This is a genomic window from Nisaea acidiphila, assembly GCF_024662015.1.
In the GTDB taxonomy this organism is placed as follows: domain Bacteria; phylum Pseudomonadota; class Alphaproteobacteria; order Thalassobaculales; family Thalassobaculaceae; genus Nisaea; species Nisaea acidiphila.
Window position 1 is genome coordinate 2,737,059 of record NZ_CP102480.1, and the last position, 18,790, is coordinate 2,755,848.

An 18,790-nucleotide genomic window follows, 5' to 3' on the forward strand; every position below is an offset into this window, starting at 1 on the left:
TGTCATTCTGAAAGGTGAGCCCGGGCGTCAGTACGGGCAGGTATTGTCGGCCATGTAGTCATGGACCTTGATGTCGCCCGACTTGATGCCGGCTTCCGCCTTGGCGACCAGCGCTTTCATGTCTTCCGAGACGAGCGATTTGTTGTGCTCGTCGAGCGCCCAGCCGACACCGTTCTCGCCGAGGCCCAGCACGTTGATGCCCGGTTTCAGCTCGCCCTTCTTGCCGGCCATGAAGACGTTGTAGGCGGCGATGTCGACGCGTTTCAGCATCGAGGTCAGCATGGTGCCCGGATGCAGGTAGTTCTGGTTGCTGTCGACGCCGATCGCCAGCTTCTTGGCGTCGTCCGCGGCCTGCAGCACGCCGAGGCCGGTCGAGCCGGCGGCGGCGAAGACCACGTCGGAGCCGCGGTCGAACTGGCTGCGGGCGAGTTCCGCACCTTTGGTCGGATCGTTCCAGGCGGCCGGCGTGCTGCCGGTCATGTTCTGGATCACCTTGATGTCCTTGTTGGCCCATTGCGCGCCGCCGACATAGCCGCAGGCGAAGCGGCGGATCAGAGGGATGTCCATCCCGCCGACGAAGCTGATGGTACCCGACTTGGAGGCCTTGGCCGCGAGCACGCCGACGAGGAACGAGCCTTCATGCTCGTTGAAGACGATCGACTGGACATTGGGCACGTCCACGACGCTGTCGATGATGGCGAAGCTGGTGTCCGGATATTCCTTCGCGACCTTCTCGATCGCCGGGCCCTGGGCGAAACCGACACCTAGGATCGGGTTCGCGCCACGGCGCGCCATGCGGCGGATCGCCTGCTCGCGCTGGGTCTCGTTGGTCACCTCGAATTCGAGATAGCTGTCGCCGGTTTCCTTCTTGAAGCGCTCGGCCCCTTCGTACACGCCCTCGTTGAAGCTCTTGTCGAATTTGCCGCCCATATCGAAGACGACGGCCGGTTTGAAGTCCGCGGCCTCGGCAGCAGCGCCGATACCGATCGCGGCAACCGCCGCCAGTACCCACTGTTTCATTTTGTGCCATCCCTGTTTATTGAGGTCTTTCAGACCTGTTCACGGATTGCGTTCCGTGACGGCAGTGTAAAAAAGAAAGACTTCGGAGTCCTGTAGTCTTTTACCAATTGGTCGAACCGCGCGCGCGGGCCGTTCCGGCGCCCGCGGGGGAGTAACCGATGAGCGCATCGCGTCTCAAGTCGAAATTGCTGGTCCAGGCGGGTCTCCGCCAGTGTATGGCTCTCGGAATCATGGCCACGGTGGTGCGTTCAGGCGACGACGACGCGGGTGCCGTGTATCTCAAGATCAATCGGCTTGGGCCCGGATTCACGATCCTGGCATTGGCTCGTGAACTCGATGGCGGGCTTTCCTGGCGCTCGCGGACCGGCGACGAGCCGGTGTCGGAAGAAGAGGCCGACGCGGTTCTCGAGAAGGAGCGCCGGATCGATCCGGACATCTGGGTTCTTGAGATCGAGGACCGTGAGGGGCGCAATCCGCTCGAAGACGCGCTGTTCTTCTGACCGGGGCGTTGTAGCCCTGCCACACGAACGGGATTCGTGCAGGCCCGGAACGGTCCGCGATATTGCAAATCCGCTCTCCGTCCATACCTCTCAGACGGTCGAAAATGTCCCGAGAGGTGCGATCCGGATGGAAATCAACGCCGATTTTTCGAGCTTTGTTGCGACTGACAGCAATCTGCTGCCCTGGGTCCCCTCGCCGATGGCCGGCGTCGACCGGCGTATGCTGGACCGGATCGGGGACGAGGTCGCGCGGGCAACGACGATCGTGCGCTATGCGGCCGGCAGCAAGTTCTCCGCCCATACCCATGGCGGCGGTGAGGAGTTCCTCGTTCTCGACGGCACGTTTTCGGACGAGCACGGAGATTACGGACCGGGCATGTATGTGCGCAATCCGGTCGGCTCAAGCCACTCCCCGTTCACCCGTGCCGGCTGCACGATCTTCGTGAAGCTCTGGCAGATGCGCGAGGACGATCAGGAATTCGTGCGCATCGACACCCGCGCGCAGGATGCGCGCTGGGAAGAGGGGGCCGCCGAAGGGATTTCCGTCCTGCCGCTCTTCGATGCGGAGGACGAGCATGTTTATCTCACCCGGTACGGGGCCGGCGCGGCCCAGCCGCCTTTCGAGATGCCGGGCGGCGGTGAATTTCTGGTTCTGGAGGGGGCTGTGGAAAGCGACGGCGTGCGGCACGAGACCGGGAGCTGGCTGCGCTTTCCGAAAGGCGCGCGGGCGACTTTCACTGCACCTGAGATGGCGCTGGTCTGGACCAAGACCGGCCATCTGGCCGGTCTCTGATCCGAAAGGTTTCTACTCTGCGTCGGCCGCGACCTGGACCTTCACCATCTTGTCCGGGTCCGCCGGCGGCTCGCCCTTCTTGATCTGATCGACGAAATCCATCCCTTCGATCACCTCGCCCCAGACCGTGTACTGGCCGTCGAGGAAGCGGGCATCCTTGAAGCAGATGAAAAACTGGCTGTCGGCACTGTTCGGGTTCTGCGCCCGGGCGGCGCCCACGGTGCCGCGCTTGAACGGGGCGTCGGAGAATTCGGCGTCCAGCTTCTGGCCGGAGCCGCCCATGCCGGAGCCGGTCGGATCGCCGGTCTGCGCCATGAAACCGTCGATCACGCGGTGGAAGACGATGCCGTCATAGAAGCCCTCGCGGGCGAGTTCCTTGACCCGCTCGACATGTTTCGGCGCCAGATCCGGCTTCAGCTCGACGACCACGCGGCCATAGTCGAGATCGATATAAAGTTGGTTTTCCTGATCGCTCACGTTTCGATCCTTTTTCTTTTTCGTGTTCGGGTCCCAGAGACTTGAGCCGGTTTACTTGGCGTCTGCCGCGACACGCAGCGAGACGATGTGGTCCGGGTTCGCCGGCGGTTCGCCGCGCTTGATCATGTCGACATATTCCATGCCCTTCGAGACCACGCCCCAGACTGTGTACTGGCCGTTCAGGAACTGGCAGTCCTGAAAGCATATGAACCACTGGCTGTCCGCACTGTTGGGATTGCGCGCCCGCGCCGCTCCGACCGTACCGCGTACGAAAGGCTCATTGCTGAACTCGGCGTCGAGCTTCTTGCCAGAGCCGCCCATGCCGGTCCCGGTCGGGTCGCCGGTCTGCGCCATGAAGCCGTCGATCACCCGGTGGAAGATGATTCCGTCATAGAACTTCTTGCGCGCCAGTTCCTTGACCCGCGCGACATGGTTCGGCGCCAGGTCCGGGCGCAGAACGATCTCTACGCGTCCGTATTCCAGATCGAGATAAAGCGTGTTTTCCGGGTCCGCAGCGCGCGCCGGTCCGCCGAAGGCGGTTGCGGCAAGCAGCACAAGCAGGACGAAGAGACGTCGGGCCATGCAAGCCTCCGTGGTTGAGCATCTCCGGCGCACCATAGACGACCGCGCTCAGCGGGCAAGCGCGAACAGACGCGCGGTATCGATGTGGGCCTCGAGATGATCCGCCAGACGGTCCAGCACGGTGTCGATCTCTACCTCGAAGTTGGTTCCGGAAAACTGCCGGGCGCCCAGCTCCTTCAGATAGGCGCGCCGGAAGGCGTCCGACGTAAACATGCCGTGAAGGTAGCTGCCGGCAATCCGGCCGTCCGGCGAGGCGGCTCCGTCGGCATGCGGACCGCTGCCGCCGTCGATCCAGGCAAACGGACGCGCGGTATCGGGCCCGTCCGTCCGGCCGATATGGATCTCGTAACCGGAAAGCTCCGATCCCCCGCTGCTTCGCCCGGAGATCCGGGTCAGGGCCTTTTGCGGTGTCAGCACGGTCTCGACAGCGAGGAAGCCGAGTCCGTCGGCACTGCCTGGCGGCCCTTCGAGGCCGTCCGGGTCGTGCACCTTTCGGCCCAGCATCTGGTAGCCGCCGCAGATCCCGAGGACGCGGCCGCCGCGCCGGACATGTGCGGCAATGTCGATATCCCAGCCCTGCCTGCGGAGGTCCGTCAGGTCGCCGATTGTCGATTTCGATCCCGGAATGAGGATGAGGGCGGCGTCGCCCGGCAGGCAGCGGCCGGGCTCGACGATATCGACCGTGACCTCCGGCTCCAGGCGCAGCGGGTCCAGATCGTCGAAATTGGCGATCCGGGAAAGCTGCGGCACGGCGATCTTTATCAGACCGGCATCTGCCCGGACGGCCTGTTCGAGCGCGACGGCATCTTCCGCCGGGAGCTTGCGTGCTTCCGGGAAGTAGGGGACGACACCGAGCGAGGGCCAGCCGGTATGGCTTTCGACGATGCGGAGCCCGTCATCGAAGAGCGAGATATCGCCGCGGAATTTATTGATCAGGAAAGCGGCGATCCGTTCCCGGTCGGACGGGGCGATGACGGCATGGGTGCCGACGAGGGATGCGATAACGCCGCCCCGGTCGATATCGCCGATCAGCACGACGGGACAGCCGGTCGCCTCCGCGAACCCCATATTCGCGATGTCGCCGGCGCGGAGATTGACCTCGGCCGGGCTGCCCGCACCTTCGACCAGCACGAGATCCGCATCGGCGCGGAGCCGGTCGTAACTTTCGCGCACGGCGTCCAGTAAATCGCCTTTCATCGCCTGGTAGGCGCGTGCTTTCGCATGGCCGCGTACCTGGCCCTGCACGACGACCTGTGCGCCGAGATCCGTTTCCGGTTTCAGGAGGACCGGGTTCATGTCGGTATGCGGCTCGATCCCCGCCGCGCGTGCCTGCAGCGCCTGCGCCCGTCCGATCTCTCCGCCATCGACGGTGACGGCGGCATTATTGGACATGTTCTGCGGCTTGAAGGGCCGCACGCGCAGGCCGCCGCGTGCGGCCACCCGGCACAGGCCGGCCACCAGTACGGATTTCCCGACATCGGAGCCGGTTCCCTGGAACATCAGCGTTTTTGCGGTCATGACTGGGGCCTCATCGCATATGCGGGGACAGGCTGTCACGACTTTCGCATTTTATGTGTTCTGTTTACGAAATGTTCAGGTTTCGGGCGTAAAAACGGTATCAGGCCAGCGAGTATTGCTGGCGAAGTGGTTCGAGCCATCCGACTTCGCTCCCTCCCTCTCGGCTCGGACTGGGGCGGCCTTTCGGGGCCGCCCTCTTAATTTTTTCCCGCGACATCGACGCCGAAAACCGCAGCCTTCTGGGGTTTTTTGCCGTTGCATTGATATAGAACAAATCCGGTCTGATTTTGCGTATTGACAATCACTCGCAACGACCTTCATATGCGAATGACTCTCAATCGCGGAATTCGCACTATGTATGTGTGTCTTTGCAACGGATTTACGGACCGATGTGTTGACCGGGCGATCGATTCCGGTGCGCGAACTGTCGGACAGGTCTACCAGAATGTCGGATGCCGGCCGCAATGCGGGACCTGCATGAACACGATCCGCGAGCAGCTAGCCGCGCGTACGAGCGAGGTCGAGCTTTCGGTGACAGACGCCGGCTAGACCGGAAGTTTTCGATTAAGTCTTTGTAATACTGAAATTTATTCGCAATATTGATTTTGCGAAGCCCCTTGGAATTATTCTAATCGGTGGTATCTTCGGCTCCGGGACAGCAATTCTGGAGCTAGGCCGATGAAGGGCGACAAGAAGGTTCTCGAGTTTTTGAACGCCGGTCTGAAAGGCGAACTGACCGCGATCAACCAGTATTTCCTGCACGCCAAGATGTTGCAGGACTGGGGGTTTTCGAAACTCGGAAAGCATGAATATGACGAGTCCATCGACGAGATGAAGCATGCGGAGAAGCTCGTTGCCCGCATCCTGTTCCTCGAAGGTGTTCCCAATCTTCAATATCTGGACAAGCTGCTGATCGGCGAAGACATCCAGGAGATGTTCAAGGGCGATCTGAAGCTCGAGCTGGACGGCATTGCGAACTACAAGGCCGGGATCAAGCACTGCGAGAAGGTCGGCGACTATGTCACCCGCGACCTGTTCCTCGAGATCCTTGAGGACGAGGAAGGGCATGTCGATTACATCGAAACCCAGCTCGGCATGATCGAGAAAATGGGGATCCAGAACTACATGCTGCTTCAGTCCGAAGCAAACGAGATGGACTGACCCTCAAGGTCAACTCTGTCTTTCAGCGGCAAGGCATCGCGCTCGAATAAAGGGCGGGATGCCTTTTTGCGTTTATGTGCTGGCGGTGGCCATGCATCCTGCTCGCCGGGACGGCCGGTAAACCGCTTCGGCGAGGCTGAGCGCCGCTTGTGCCGCCGCGGCCGCGTTCCCCGTCTCCATCCACATGCCAAGCCGGGATTCCGCGACGTCCCTCTGGCCGTTTCTGGCGGCGTTCAGAATACGGAGGAGCACCAGTTCGTCGATGCTCAGCGGCGCGCTTGCGCTCGTCGCGATCGCGAGCCGACGCCGGCTTGCAAGGGTCAGCAGGGTCATCATCCGGTTGAGCGGCGTGAGGGCGGCGACCAGTCCGGAGAACTCGAACGCTTCCAGAACCGACCCGGTCGCGCAGCAGCGCTCCCGGTGAGCCCGCATCCACTGGCGCATGGCCCAGAGAATAAGGCTTTCGAATTCATCGATCTTCGACTCCGCTCTGTCGAGCGTAGGCACGCTATTTCCTGCGCGGGCGCTTAAGACGCTCTCTCCCGTAAGAAACTGCAGCACAACCTGATCCTCCCACAGTCTGATAGAGGAAAGGTAATGATTTTGCGAATGAGTTGCAATTCAAATATATCTTGTCGAATCTTCACGGCGCCGGTGTCCGGGAAAGCTCCATCCCGGCATCGACAATTGTGCGAAGCGTCATGTCCGGATCACCGAGGTCGACGCTCTTCGCCGCTGCGAGGGCCTGTTTCGCCAGACCGGTATCCCGGGCGAGCTTGACGAAGAGCTGGCCCAATGCCTTGCCCGGGAATTCCTTGTCCGGGTTGTTGATCAGTTTGATGCCGCCAAGCGCCTCGATCCGCCGTGCCGTCACGAGATGTTCCAGATTCCACGGAACTATCGCCTGGGGCGTACCCGCCATGGCACCGGCGACGGCGGTGGAAAGGCCGCCGTGATGCACGAGCAGCCGCGCCTTCGGCATGACCTCGTTGAACGGGAGGGGCGTGGGACTCACCTGAAAGCTCGCCGTCGAGATCTGCCGTGCTTGATCGGAACCGATACCGCTGATGAAAGCGGTGACCGGAAGATTGCTCCGCTTCAGGGCGTCCATGACCGTCTTCAGGGACGGGTGGTTCCGGGGCATGTAGAAGAAAACGCTGTCGTCCGAACGCTCATTCGCCGGAAGCGGGCTGATGTCGCGTGGCATGTTGAATGGCGGAAGGGTCGCGCTTTGCCGATGTTCGGCGTAGGGGTCGACAATCGGCAGGGTCAGCGGAAAGGACCGATCGCCATGGAACGCGTCGCTCAGGAAGGCGAGCTGCGGTTCGCCGCGCAGCCGGAGCACCTTGTTGATGATCCCGAGCAGGTTCGCTTCATGGGTCTTCGAGAATTTCTCCAGTTTGCTCTGCCAGGGCCGGATCGGCGGCAGTTCGCGGCCTCCGGGCGGCATTGTGTAGCCGTTACCGATGGTGAGCGACGGGATCCGGCCGCGTGCGGCGATATTCAGGGTCGGGCTGAAATCGCCGATAACGAGGTCGGGACTGACCGCCGAGAGCAAGCCGGTCCATGATTCCAATCGTGCCGCGAAGCCGATTTCGCTGCCATATCCGATGAGGTTGAGAACGTCGGCGAAGGAGTGGGTCGGAATCTGCCGGGCCTTGGGGTCGGACGGCATGCGCCAGTTCGGGATCGGGAGCAGATGGTAACCGTCCGGCAGCCGTGCCGTTGAAGGATTCCAGAAGGCATCCGCGCGCTCTTGCTCCTGCAGCGCAAGGAAGATCTCCGCGCCTTGATCCCGGAATGCCCTGGCTATCGGTTTGATGCGGTTGACGTGGCCGAGACCGGCGCCGAATTCCCACCCGAACAGAATACGCATGAACCTGTATCTTTTCAGTGCTTTGAATTCTTCGCATAGTGACGCTGAGGATTCGGAAAGCAAGCCGGGAAAGAAACCGAGATGAAACAGGCGCGGCAATTGCCCGGCGGAGACGAGATTTTTCTCGATCACGTGGCGCATTTCGTCCCAGACATGGCCGAGGCGCACCGCGATCTCAACCGCCTGGGGTTCGTGCAAACGCCTTATACCGAGCACCGGCACCAGACAGACGAGGGTGCTGCGCCGGCGCCGTCCGGGACCGCGAACCGCTGCATCATGCTGCCGGAAGGCTATATCGAGGTGATCGCGGTTTCGGACGCCGCGACCGAACTCGGCAAGCGGACCCAGGGGCAGATCGACCGCTATGTCGGTCTGCATCTGATCGCCTTCTCCTGCGTCGACCCGGAAAGTGTCCAGGGCCGGCTCACCCTGACCGGGTTCCATCCCCAGCCGCTCGTCCATCTGAAGCGTCCCGTCACCATGCCGAATGGTGGCGAGGAGGAGGCCGCCTTCACCGTGTGCCGGGTGCGACCGCAGGACATGCCTGAGGGACGGGTGCAATATCTGGCGCACCATACCGAGGAGATCGTCTGGCAGGACCGCTGGATGCAGCATGGCAACGGTATCGTCGCCTTGCGCGACGTGGTGATCGGCGCCGAAGTGCTGGATAAGACGGCGGCTCGCTATTGCTGGTTTCTGGACCGCGGCGGGCCGAAGCCTGTGAACGCGCACATCTGGCGGATTCCGCTCGATCGTGGCGGCGTGGTGATTGCCGACGAGGAAGGGCTCGGCGAGCTCCTGCCGAACGTGGACTTTCCGGACGAGGGGCCGTTGATTGCCGGCTACGGTGTCCTCTCGGCAGACCTCTCCGCGACCGAAAGTTTTTTCCGCGAGCGGGGTTTTGCGCCGGAGCGCATCGACAATTATCTTGAATTAACTCTGCCGGAGTCGCTCGGCGGGACACTTTTCATTGCGGAAGAGGACACGGATTTTCCCTGGATGCGGCAGTAGATTCATAAATCGTTCAGGCAATCCCGTGAGTGAAAACCCCGAATTGCGGGAGAGATAGCAATGTCGAAGACGTTGGTCGCGACCATGATGAGCGCCACCGGGGACACGCAGGAGGATTACGTCTTCACGACCGAAGATGACGATATCTGGCACAAGACACCGATCAATATCATCCGTGTCTTTGCCGAGTACGTCGACGAGAAGGTGTTTCCCCGGGAGCTGGTCGATTTCGAGATCAATGCGTCGTTCAAGAACGAGGAACACAAATGCGTCACCGCCATGGGCCACATGGTCTTCGAGCGCGGCCGCATTCCCTTCACGCTGATGATTGGCGAGCCGAAGGCTTCGAAATAATCCCCGGTTCCGGCGCGGGTTACGCTATATGGACCCGATGACAGACAGCACGCCAGAGAATGTATCCGCCCTCCAGCCGCTCGAGGGCGCCGAACGGCTCCGTGCGTGGTGGCATCTGATGGCGACCGATCATGGCTTCGTCCGTTCGATCTATCTCAACATGCACAGGGTCAGCGACGAGCTCTGGCGTTCCGCTCAGCCATCTCCGTGGCACCTCGAGCGCATCGCCGCGCGGGGGTTCAGGACCGTGCTCAATCTGCGCGGTGCGGAGGAAGAGAACTACCGCTACCGACTGGAGCGTGAGGCCTGCGAACGTCTCGGGCTCAAGCTGATCAGCCTGCCGGTCCGCTCGCGCAACCCGCTGAAGCCCGAGGTCCTGAAAGAGGCGATCGGGGTCTGGGACAGGCTGGAAGGGCCGACCCTGATGCACTGCAAGTCGGGTGCCGACCGCACGGGACTGATGAGCACGCTCTATCTGCACCTGGTCAAAGGATTGCCGATGCGCGAGGCGATGGATCAGCTTTCCCTGCGCTTCGGGCATTTCCGGCACGGCCGGACCGGCATCGTCGACCATGTCTTCGAACAGTTCGCGGCACGGCACGATGAGACCGGGATCTCCTTCCGGGACTGGGCGGAAAGGGAATACGACCCCGATGCGCTCCAGGCCGGGTTCCGCGCGGACTGGTTCGAGTCCCTGATCGTCGACAAGATCCTCCGCCGCGAATAGGCAGAGGCTTTCGTCAGGCCGCGATCGTGCCGCCCAGCTCGTCCTCGATGAAGGCACGGATCACGCTTTCCATACCTTCGTCTTGCGAGAAGCCGAGCGCCGCCGCCCTTTTCGTGTTGAATTCCGGCGGCCAGCCACGGACGATCTTTTCGATGAAGGGATCAGGGGTCCAGTCGATCCGGCCGGCGACAGCCGGCCCCGCGACGGATTCCAGCGCTTTCGCCATTCCGGCGACGGTCACCGAGAATCCGGGCAGCGACACCGTGCGCGAAGCGCCCCAGGCATCGGCCGCGAGATTATGCGCGTGGACCGTGTTCTCGACGATGCTGCGTGGCGAGGCGAGCCACATGCGGGCATCGCCGGCGACCGGGCAGACCGCCGTCTCGCCCTGCAGTGGCTCGCGGATGATTGAGCTGGCGAAGGTGGAGGCCGCCTTGTTCGGTTTTCCGGGGCGGACCACGACGGTCGGAAAGCGCAGAGACCGGCCGTCGACGAAGCCCTTGCGGCTGTAGTCGGATACCAGCAACTCGCCGATCGCCTTCTGTGTGCCGTACGAGGTTTGCGGTGTTGTTGCGGTCATGTCCTCGACGATATGCGGCAGGTCTCCGCCGAAGGCCGCGCAGGAACTCGCGAAAACCATTTTGGGAACGCCGTCGGCTTTCCGCAGGATCTCGAGGATCGCGCGTGTCGCATCGAGATTGACGGCCATGCCGAGGTCGAAGTCTTCTTCCGCGCCGGCGCTGACGATGGCGGCGAGATGGAAGACGCTGTCGGTGTCGCCGGGGATAGCTTCGGCAAGCAGCGTCTCGTCGGTGATGTCGCCGGCGAGGCTGCGCACGCGGGCGTCCGAGGTGAGCGCGTCCGGTGCGTTCACCACATCGAGCAGGGTCAGCTCGGTGACGGGCTTGCGGCTGCCGTCCGAGGCGACGAGCGCGTTGCTGTCGAGAAGGCGCCGGGCCAGTTTCTGGCCGATGAAGCCGGAGGCTCCGGTGATGGTGACCTTCATTCCGTCCACTCCTTCATCCAGCCGAGCCCTTCGACGGTTCCGGCTTGCGGCCGGTACTCGCAGCCGACCCAGCCCTCGTATCCAAGGTCATCCATGAGCCGGAAGAGATAGGGGTAATTGATCTCGCCGATATCCGGTTCGTGCCGTTCGGGCACGCCGGCGATCTGGATATGCTCGATCGCGGCCAGATTGTCCTTGAGGTGAACCGCGAGGTCGCCCTCCATGATCTGGCAGTGATAGAGGTCGAACTGCAGGCGGACGTTGTTTTCGCCGACCGCATCGATGATCGAGAGCGCCTGATCCTGATAATTCAGGAAGTAGGGCGGCATGTCCCGGTTGTTGATCGGCTCGAGGATCAGGGTTTTGCCGCGTTTTCCTGCAATCGGTGCCGCCTGTTTCAGGTTGGCGATCAGGGTTTCGGTGCAGGCCTCCCGGGAGACACCGTCCGGGACCATGCCGCTCATCACGTGGAGGCGCGGGCAATCGAGCGCGTCCGCATAGTCGAGGGCTTTCTCCAGCGCCGCCAGGAAGGCGTCCTGTCGCCCCGGAATGGCTGCGAATCCCCGGTCTCCGGCATCCCAGTCGCCGGGCGGAAGGTTGAAAAGCGCCTGTGTAAGTCCCGCGTCTTCCAGCTTGGCCCGGATCTCGCCAGCCGGAAAATCGTAAGGGAAAAGGAATTCGACACCCCGGAAACCGGCCTCGGCGGCCGCCTTGAAGCGGTCGAGAAACGGCAGTTCCTGGAACATCATGGACAGATTTGCTGCCAGTTTTGGCATGGAGCCTCCCCTGTCGCCATTCTTGATGGGCGGTGCGTGTCGCACGGACGTGCGCTTGCTTGAGGGCGCAGCCTACAGCAGACTGCCCGGCCCGATCCATAGAGTCGTATCATTCAGGGAGGAAAGCGGTCATGGCGCCCATACTCGGCTGCATTGCCGACGATTTTACCGGAGCCACCGATCTTGCGAACATGCTGGTGCGGGGCGGCATGCGCACGGTTCAGCTCATCGGCGTACCGGGCGCGGCGACCGAAATACCGGAGGCGGACGCCATCGTCGTCGCCCTGAAATCGCGCACGAACCCGGCTGCGGAAGCGGTGGCGCAGTCCCGGGAATCGCTGCGCTGGCTGAAGGGTGCCGGCTGCCGGCAGTTCTTTTTCAAGTATTGCTCGACCTTCGATTCCACCGATGACGGCAATATCGGCCCGGTCACCGACGCGCTGATGGAAGATCTCGGTACCGGCGTCACCGTCGCCTGCCCGGCTTTTCCGGAGAACGGCCGGACGATCTTCAACGGCCATCTCTTTGTCGGAACTCAGCTTTTGTCCGACAGCCCGATGCGGAATCATCCCCTGACGCCGATGACGGACAGTAATCTCGTATCGGTCCTGCAACGACAAACTAAAAAGCAAGTTAAATTGCTCCAATTCACTACCGTCGATGCCGGCGGCGAGGCCATTTCGGCCGCGCTGAAGGTTATCGAAAGCGATGGTGGAGGAATCGCGATCGTCGATGCGATTCTGGATAATCATCTGGAATCAATCGGGTACGGCGTGCGCGATCTGCCTTTGATCACCGGTGGATCCGGTGTTGCGATCGGTCTTCCCGAGAACTACCGGCGTCAGGGCCTGCTGGCGGATTCCAGCGCAGCGGACCGGTTGCCGTCGATCGAAGGCAAGGCCGCCGTGCTCGCCGGAAGTTGCTCGGTGGCGACCCTGGGTCAGATCGAGCGCTTTCGCGAGGAGCATCCGGCTCTCGCGGTCGATGCGCTGCGTCTCGCCCGGGGAGAGGATGTGGTCGGCGAAGCGCTCGACTGGGCTTACGGCAAGAGTGCCGAGGGCCCGGTGCTGATTTATGCGAGTCAGCCTGCCGAGAAGGTGCGGGAGATCCAGAGCGAACTCGGTCGGGCGGAAGCGGGCGCGTTGATCGAGGACGCGATGGCCGGGATTGCACGCGGTCTGGTCGATGCCGGTGTCCGGCGGCTTGTCGTCGCCGGCGGCGAGACGTCGGGCGCGGTCGTTTCCGCCCTCGGGGTCAAAGGCTTGCAGATCGGAGCGCAGATCGATCCGGGTGTCCCGGCGACCGTCTCGCTTGGTGGCGAGCAGATCGCGCTCGCTCTGAAGTCCGGCAATTTCGGCGGTCAGGATTTCTTCGCAAAAGCGCTCGCGGAGATGCCGTGAGGCGCAGTGTGCGGCGCCTCAGACCTTGTCGGGAGAGAACACCAGGGAGACCGAGGTTCCGAAATTGGGATTGCTCCGGATCTCGATATTGATGCCGTAAGGCGCGAGTTGCTTTTTCACGATCGAGAGCCCGCGGCCCGACCCCATCTCGCCCTGAAGACCCTCGGCCGGTTTCACCGGGAGGAATTTCAGGACTTCCGAGAGTTTGTCGGCGGACATGCCGGTTCCGGTGTCCCGGATCACCATGATCACGGCACCCGATACCGGATCGCGCTTGCCAATCACGGCAACGGTTCCGCCCGCAGGGGTGAATTTGATCGCATTGATGACCAGATTGCCCAGCACGTCCTCGATGACACTGGCCGGGACAGGCACTTTTGGAAAGTCCCGGTCGAATCGGATGTCGAGGGTGATCTTCTTCTCTTCCGCCATTGCGCTGTAGCGCGCAATCGTGGTTTTCGCGACGGCGTGTGCGTCCGTCTGTTCGGCCGCCGGGCTCTTCGCATCGCTCTCCTCCGTCAGAAGACGGTCGCAAATCCGCACCAGCGCTTCTGCGGCTTCATTGGCGATCTCGGAATACTGCTTATATTTCGGATGGCTGTGCGGACCGTGCTTTTCCGACATGAGCAACTGTGTGTAGGCGCGTAGAGCACTTAGCGGATTGCGCATCTCATGGGCGATATCGGCGACAAAGTCGCTCTTGGAGCCAAGGGCATTTGTCTCGGGGATATCGTCCGACGAGGTCCGACGGTCCGTCATTTGCGCCTTCCGCATACCCATATGCAATCGCGTTCCATCACATTGCGGGCCACGCATCATGCGACAAACTTCAGGTTGATTGTTGTCTGTCGTAGATAGCGCTGCCCGGCGTTGCAATCAATCTCCCGGGCAGAAATTCAGTGTCTCACACTTCGGAATAAATCCGCAGTCCAGATTTTCGCCTGAAAACGAAAACAATTCTTTAATGCGACTCCCGCATTATCGGGGTTCCGCTTTTCCCGACGAGGAAGTCGAGGTCGGCGCCCTTGTCGGCCTGCTGGACATGTTCGACATAGAGCTTGGAATAACCCCGGTCGTAGGGAGAATCGAAGCCGGTCCAGGCCGCACGGCGTTTCTCCAATTCCGCATCCGAGATGTCGAGATGCATGCGGCGCGCCTCGACATCGACCTCGATCATGTCGCCGTTCTGTACGAAGGCGAGCGGGCCTCCGGCCGCCGCTTCAGGCGCCGAATGCAGGATCACCGTCCCGTAGGCGGTGCCGCTCATCCGCGCGTCCGAAATCCGGATCATGTCCTTGATGCCTTTTTTCAGGACCTTCGGCGGTAGCCCCATATTACCGACCTCGGCCATGCCCGGATAACCTTTCGGGCCGCAATTCTTCAGCACCATGATGCAGCTCTCGTCGATATCGAGATCCGGATCGTCGATCTTCGCCTTGTAGTCCTCGATGGTCTCGAACACGACGGCACGGCCGCGATGTTTCATCAGTTCGGGCGAGGCGGCGGACGGTTTGATAATGGCGCCGTCGGGCGCGAGGTTGCCGCGCAGCACCGCGATACCGCCATTCGGTTTGAACGGCTTGTCGACTGGGAAGATCACGTCCCGGTTCCAGCATTCCGCGTCCTTGGAATTCTCCCAGAGCGTCTTGCCGTTGACCGTCATCGCGTCCTTGTGGATGAAATCCCCGAGTTCGCGGATGATGGCGGGCAGACCGCCGGCATAGAAGAAATCCTCCATCAGGTAATCGCCAGACGGCATCAGGTTCAGCAGGCAGGGAACGTCCCTGCCGAGCCGGTCCCAGTCGTCCAGCGTGATGTCGATCCCCATCCGCCCGGCAATGGCGAGCAAATGGACGACGGCGTTGGTCGAGCCGCCGATGGCGCCGTTGACCATGATCGCGTTCTCGAAATTCTCCCTCTTCAGCACGTCGGAGAGGCGGATGTCCTGACGCACCATCTCGACGATGCGGCGGCCGGCCATCTGGGCCAGAACGTTGCGCCGGGAATCCGGGGCCGGAATGGCGGCGTTGTGGGGCAGGCCGGCGCCGAGGGATTCCACCATGGAGGCCATGGTCGACGCGGTTCCCATGGTCATGCAGTGACCGGTGGAACGGGAATTGTCCTGTTCCGCATCCATGAACTCCTGCAGCGTCATCTCTCCGGCTCGGACCATCTCTGAGAATTTCCAGACATGGGTTCCGCTGCCGACCAGTTCGCCCCGGTAATGGCCGTTCAGCATCGGCCCGCCGGAAACGGTGATCGTCGGCAGGTCGCAGCTCGCCGCGCCCATCATCAGCGACGGCGTGGTCTTGTCGCAGCCGACCAGCAGCACGACGCCGTCCATCGGCAAGCCGCGGATCGCTTCCTCGACATCCATCGAGGCGAGGTTGCGGTAGAGCATCGCCGTCGGCCGCAGCTGGCTTTCCGAGGTGGAGAAGACAGGGAATTCGACCGGCATGCCGCCGGCTTCGTAGACGCCGCGCTTCACGCGCTCCGCGATGTCGCGAAAATGGGCATTGCAGGGATTGAATTCGGACCAGGTGTTGCAGATCCCGATCACCGGGCGCCCGTCGAACATGTCCGCCGGGATGCCGCGGTTCTTCATCCAGGAGCGGTGCGCCCAGCCGTCCTTGTCCATCTTGCCGTACCAGTCGGACGAACGGCGCTTGCCCTTGTTCGGATCTTTCGGGTTCGAATTGTCTTCGGCCATCCTGCCAGCTTCCCCCACGTTATCGGCCCGGCTCCGTGTCCGGACCTCGTTTTCGCGTTTCGTTAACCGTCTCACCGGTTTGGCGGACGGTCAAGCGGGGGTAGCGCGAAAGGACAGATCAGCCGTTTTCGGAGGCCCAGTCGGTCAGCTTGGCCATGAACTCGACGCATTCCCGCATCTGCGAGCGCTCGATGAACTCGTCCGGCTGATGGGCTTGCTGAATATAGCCCGGCCCGAAGATCACGCCCGGAACGCCGGCTTCCTGGAAAAAGCCGGCCTCGGTGCCGAAGGATACGGCACCAGACTGGTTGAGCCCGGTCAGATAGCGGACCAACTCCTCGGCGGCGGACTCCGTGTCAGGGATCAGCGGCGGCACGACGTTGACCAGTTCCATGGTGATCCCGGCCTCCGGCGAAACCGCCTTCAGCTCCGGGTTCAGTTCGTTTTCGATATAGTCGCGCACGCGCTGCTCGATCGCTTCACCGTCATCGCCCGGATGGATCCGCATGCCCCAGCGAAACTTGGTGAATTCCGGGATGATATTGTGCGCCGTGCCGCCCTCGATGATGCCGAGATCGATCGTCGTGTAGGGCGGGTCGAACGGGCTGTCCTCGTGCGGATTGTCCCGCATCTCCTGCTGGATCTTCTCAAGGAGGTTAATGATGCGGGCGCCGTACATGATCGAATTGGCGCCGCGATGCGGCTCGCTCGAATGTCCCGGGACCCCGCGGATGGTGGTCCAGAGACCGCGGCTGCCCTTGTTGCCGCCGATAATCTTCATGCCGGTCGGCTCGCCGACGATCACGGCGGTCGGCAGGGGGAGATTCTCCGCCATGTCCTTGATCAGGCCGCGCACGCCGATGCAGCCGATTTCCTCATCATAGGAGAAGGCGAAATGGATCGGCGTCTTCAGGTTCCGTTTTTTCATTTCCGGCGCCATGGCGAGCGCGATCGCGCAGAAGCCTTTCATGTCCGCCGTTCCGCGGCCGAAATATTTTCCGTCCGCTTCCCACATCCGAAACGGATCGCGGCTCCAGTCCTGACCGTCTACCGGAACCACGTCGACATGACCCGAGAGTACCACGCCACCCTTGTCCTCCGGTCCGACCGTCGCCCAGAGATTGGCCTTGGTGCCGTCCTCGTTGAAGGTCGTCCGGGTCGGGATCCCCATGTCCTCGAGATAGTCCCGCGCGAAATCGATCAGTTCCAGGTTGGAGAGCCGGGAGGTCGTGTCGAAGGCGACAAGGCGTTCCAACATGGAAACGGACTGGGAGAGCAGGTCGCTCATGGACGGGTACCTTTCGGGTAACGCTCAGCGGCGCCAGAAGGAGGGAGAGAGCATCACCAGGACGGTGAAGAGCTCCAACCTGCCGAGCAGCATGCCGAATGACAAGAGCCATTTGGCGCTGTCGGGCAGGGAGTCGAAATTGCCGGCGGGGCCGATGATCGGGCCGAGGCCCGGGCCGACATTGCTGATCGCGGTCGCGGCGCCGGAGACCGCAGTGATGAAGTCGAGCCCGATGGCCGCGAGCAGAGCGGCGAGAATGCCGAAGCACAGCATGTAGAGAAAGAAGAAGCCCATTACGGACTCCGAGACCGATTCCGGGATCGGCTTGCGGTTGTAGTAGGGAATGAAGACACCGTGCGGGCGGAGCAGGCGCTCGATCTGCACCTGGGCGGTGGCATAGAGCACCTGGATGCGGAAGATCTTGATCCCGCAAGTGGTTGAGCCGGCGCAGCCACCGACGAACATCAGGCAAATCACCAGCGTGACCGGAAAGCCGCCCCAGATGCCGTAGTCGGTCGTCGCGTACCCGGTTCCGGTCATCACAGAGATGATATTGAAGGCGGCATAGCGGAACGCGTCATGCAGGGCGTAGTCGAGCTCGTGCCAGTTCCAGAGCGTGGTCGAGCCGACCACAAGGGTGACGATGGCGAAGAACCATTTCACCTGGCTGTCCCGGAAGATCGGGCGGAACGAGCCCCGCATCATACGCAGGTAATAGACGAAAGGCAGGCTGCCCACGATCATGCCGCAGACCACGATCCAGTCGACCACAACACTCTCGAAATGCCCCACCGAGCCGTCCTTGGTGGAATAGCCGCCGGTCGCGATGGTGGTCATGGCGTGGGCGATGGCGTCGAAGCCGGGGAGGCCCGCGGCCCAGAGGCCGGCCGCCCAGGTGGCTGTCAGCGCAAGGTAGATGCCGCTGATTCCGCCGGCGAGCTGCGCCGCGCGCGGCACCACCTTGTCGGGCGTATCGAAGGCCTCTGTCTGGAACAGCTGCATCCCGCCGACGCTCAGCATCGGGAGAACGGCAAGGGCCATGACGATAATGCCGATGCCGCCGAGCCATTGCAGCAGCGCCCGCCAGAGCAGGATACCGGGCGGCGCGTGATCCAGCCCGACGATCACGGTCGACCCCGTCGTCGTCACACCCGACATGCTCTCGAAGAATGCGTCCGCGACGGTCATGTCGAGCTGGGAGAAGGCAAAGGGAAGCGCCGCGACAGTGGCGATCGTGAACCAGCTGAGCGTGGTCAGCAGAAAGGCCTGCCGGAGACTCAGGGTCGAGACAGAGGGGCTGTTCGTCGTCAGCATCAGCGAGACGCCGATGAAGAGAGACAGGGCCGAAGCGCCGGTAAAGACCTCCCAGTCCGGATTCCCCACGGCGAGATCCACGCCGGCGGGGAGAAGCATGGCGACCGCCATGATGGACATCAGAAGCCCGACGATATGAAGGACCGGACCAAAAGCGACCAAGTCCACGCTCCAGTTGCGTTGCGCACAGAGCGTGGATCATTGGACCGCCATTGCCGCGATGTCCAGTCCGGAAACCGGCCGGAAGCGAAACGGCACCGTGACGGTCGCCGGTTTG

The 18,790-nt window shown here is 62.2% G+C and carries 20 protein-coding genes; 8 read left to right on the forward strand and 12 right to left on the reverse strand.

Translation table 11 applies throughout. The features are described 5' to 3' along the window. Positions 1-27: 27 nt before the first annotated feature. Positions 28-1,020, reverse strand: coding sequence for a BMP family lipoprotein (locus NUH88_RS12720; RefSeq protein WP_257766786.1), 993 nt, complete (start codon positions 1,018-1,020; stop codon positions 28-30). A 158-nt stretch (positions 1,021-1,178) separates the two neighbouring features. Here NUH88_RS12720 and NUH88_RS12725 point away from each other — a divergent pair, with 158 nt between their 5' ends. Continuing rightward, positions 1,179-1,520 (forward strand): DUF1491 family protein, encoded by a 342-nt coding sequence (locus tag NUH88_RS12725; protein ID WP_257766787.1) that lies wholly within the window; start codon positions 1,179-1,181, stop codon positions 1,518-1,520. Between the two features lie 127 nt (positions 1,521-1,647). Then, positions 1,648-2,313 (forward strand): cupin domain-containing protein, encoded by a 666-nt coding sequence (locus NUH88_RS12730; protein WP_257766788.1) that lies wholly within the window; start codon positions 1,648-1,650, stop codon positions 2,311-2,313. A gap of 12 nt (positions 2,314-2,325) precedes the next feature. Here the strand turns inward: NUH88_RS12730 and NUH88_RS12735 are convergent, their stop codons facing one another. The 3 genes from NUH88_RS12735 to NUH88_RS12745 are packed head-to-tail and all read right to left on the reverse strand — an operon-like array spanning position 2,326 to position 4,890. Further along, complete coding sequence (locus tag NUH88_RS12735; protein WP_257766789.1) at positions 2,326-2,790, reverse strand: peptidylprolyl isomerase; 465 nt, start codon at positions 2,788-2,790, stop codon at positions 2,326-2,328. A 51-nt stretch (positions 2,791-2,841) separates the two neighbouring features. Next, a complete protein-coding gene (locus tag NUH88_RS12740) occupies positions 2,842-3,372 on the reverse strand; it encodes a peptidylprolyl isomerase (RefSeq protein WP_257766790.1) in 531 nt (176 codons plus the stop codon). Positions 3,373-3,420: 48 nt separating this feature from the next. Beyond that, entirely contained in the window at positions 3,421-4,890 is a 1,470-nt protein-coding gene (locus NUH88_RS12745; RefSeq protein WP_257766791.1) for a cobyric acid synthase, read from the reverse strand. 354 nt (positions 4,891-5,244) lie between these two features. Between NUH88_RS12745 and NUH88_RS12750 the strand changes: the two genes are divergently transcribed. After that, the gene (locus NUH88_RS12750) at positions 5,245-5,439 is read left to right on the forward strand and encodes a (2Fe-2S)-binding protein (protein ID WP_257766792.1); all 195 of its coding nucleotides are present in this window, start codon (positions 5,245-5,247) and stop codon (positions 5,437-5,439) included. A 129-nt stretch (positions 5,440-5,568) separates the two neighbouring features. After that, positions 5,569-6,051, forward strand: a complete 483-nt coding sequence (bfr, locus tag NUH88_RS12755) for a bacterioferritin (RefSeq protein WP_257766793.1) — start codon at positions 5,569-5,571, stop codon at positions 6,049-6,051. A gap of 72 nt (positions 6,052-6,123) precedes the next feature. Here bfr and NUH88_RS12760 read toward each other — a convergent pair whose 3' ends face one another. After that, entirely contained in the window at positions 6,124-6,558 is a 435-nt protein-coding gene (locus NUH88_RS12760) for a hypothetical protein (RefSeq protein ID WP_257766794.1), read from the reverse strand. Between the two features lie 136 nt (positions 6,559-6,694). Further along, positions 6,695-7,927: a glycosyltransferase gene (locus NUH88_RS12765; protein ID WP_257766795.1), complete on the reverse strand. Its 1,233-nt coding sequence runs from the start codon at positions 7,925-7,927 to the stop codon at positions 6,695-6,697. An 81-nt stretch (positions 7,928-8,008) separates the two neighbouring features. Here NUH88_RS12765 and NUH88_RS12770 point away from each other — a divergent pair, with 81 nt between their 5' ends. Genes NUH88_RS12770 through NUH88_RS12780 form a run of 3 tightly spaced genes read left to right on the forward strand, consistent with a single transcriptional unit; the run spans position 8,009 to position 10,019 of the window. Next, complete coding sequence (locus NUH88_RS12770) at positions 8,009-8,938, forward strand: VOC family protein (RefSeq protein ID WP_257766796.1); 930 nt, start codon at positions 8,009-8,011, stop codon at positions 8,936-8,938. A 60-nt stretch (positions 8,939-8,998) separates the two neighbouring features. Beyond that, complete coding sequence (locus NUH88_RS12775) at positions 8,999-9,292, forward strand: hypothetical protein (RefSeq protein WP_257766797.1); 294 nt, start codon at positions 8,999-9,001, stop codon at positions 9,290-9,292. A 28-nt stretch (positions 9,293-9,320) separates the two neighbouring features. Beyond that, entirely contained in the window at positions 9,321-10,019 is a 699-nt protein-coding gene (locus NUH88_RS12780; protein WP_257766798.1) for a protein tyrosine phosphatase family protein, read from the forward strand. Positions 10,020-10,032: 13 nt separating this feature from the next. On the opposite strand, the gene denD is transcribed toward NUH88_RS12780, so the two are convergent. Both denD and otnI read right to left on the reverse strand, forming a co-directional pair. Continuing rightward, complete coding sequence (gene denD, locus NUH88_RS12785) at positions 10,033-11,025, reverse strand: D-erythronate dehydrogenase (protein ID WP_257766799.1); 993 nt, start codon at positions 11,023-11,025, stop codon at positions 10,033-10,035. Further along, positions 11,022-11,801: a 2-oxo-tetronate isomerase gene (gene otnI / locus NUH88_RS12790; RefSeq protein WP_257766800.1), complete on the reverse strand. Its 780-nt coding sequence runs from the start codon at positions 11,799-11,801 to the stop codon at positions 11,022-11,024. The genes denD and otnI overlap by 4 nt, the downstream gene beginning before the upstream one ends. 131 nt (positions 11,802-11,932) lie before the next feature. Between otnI and otnK the strand changes: the two genes are divergently transcribed. After that, positions 11,933-13,201, forward strand: coding sequence for a 3-oxo-tetronate kinase (otnK, locus tag NUH88_RS12795; RefSeq protein ID WP_257766801.1), 1,269 nt, complete (start codon positions 11,933-11,935; stop codon positions 13,199-13,201). 18 nt (positions 13,202-13,219) lie between these two features. Here the strand turns inward: otnK and NUH88_RS12800 are convergent, their stop codons facing one another. From NUH88_RS12800 to NUH88_RS12815, 4 genes are all read right to left on the reverse strand, one after another. Beyond that, positions 13,220-13,960, reverse strand: a complete 741-nt coding sequence (locus tag NUH88_RS12800; RefSeq protein ID WP_257766802.1) for a sensor histidine kinase — start codon at positions 13,958-13,960, stop codon at positions 13,220-13,222. 202 nt (positions 13,961-14,162) lie between these two features. Beyond that, positions 14,163-15,911, reverse strand: coding sequence for an L-arabinonate dehydratase (araD, locus tag NUH88_RS12805; RefSeq protein ID WP_257766803.1), 1,749 nt, complete (start codon positions 15,909-15,911; stop codon positions 14,163-14,165). A 118-nt stretch (positions 15,912-16,029) separates the two neighbouring features. Continuing rightward, positions 16,030-17,199, reverse strand: a complete 1,170-nt coding sequence (argE, locus tag NUH88_RS12810; protein ID WP_257766804.1) for an acetylornithine deacetylase — start codon at positions 17,197-17,199, stop codon at positions 16,030-16,032. A 24-nt stretch (positions 17,200-17,223) separates the two neighbouring features. Further along, a complete protein-coding gene (locus tag NUH88_RS12815; protein WP_372743520.1) occupies positions 17,224-18,681 on the reverse strand; it encodes a TrkH family potassium uptake protein in 1,458 nt (485 codons plus the stop codon). Between the last annotated feature and the right edge of the window lie 109 nt (positions 18,682-18,790).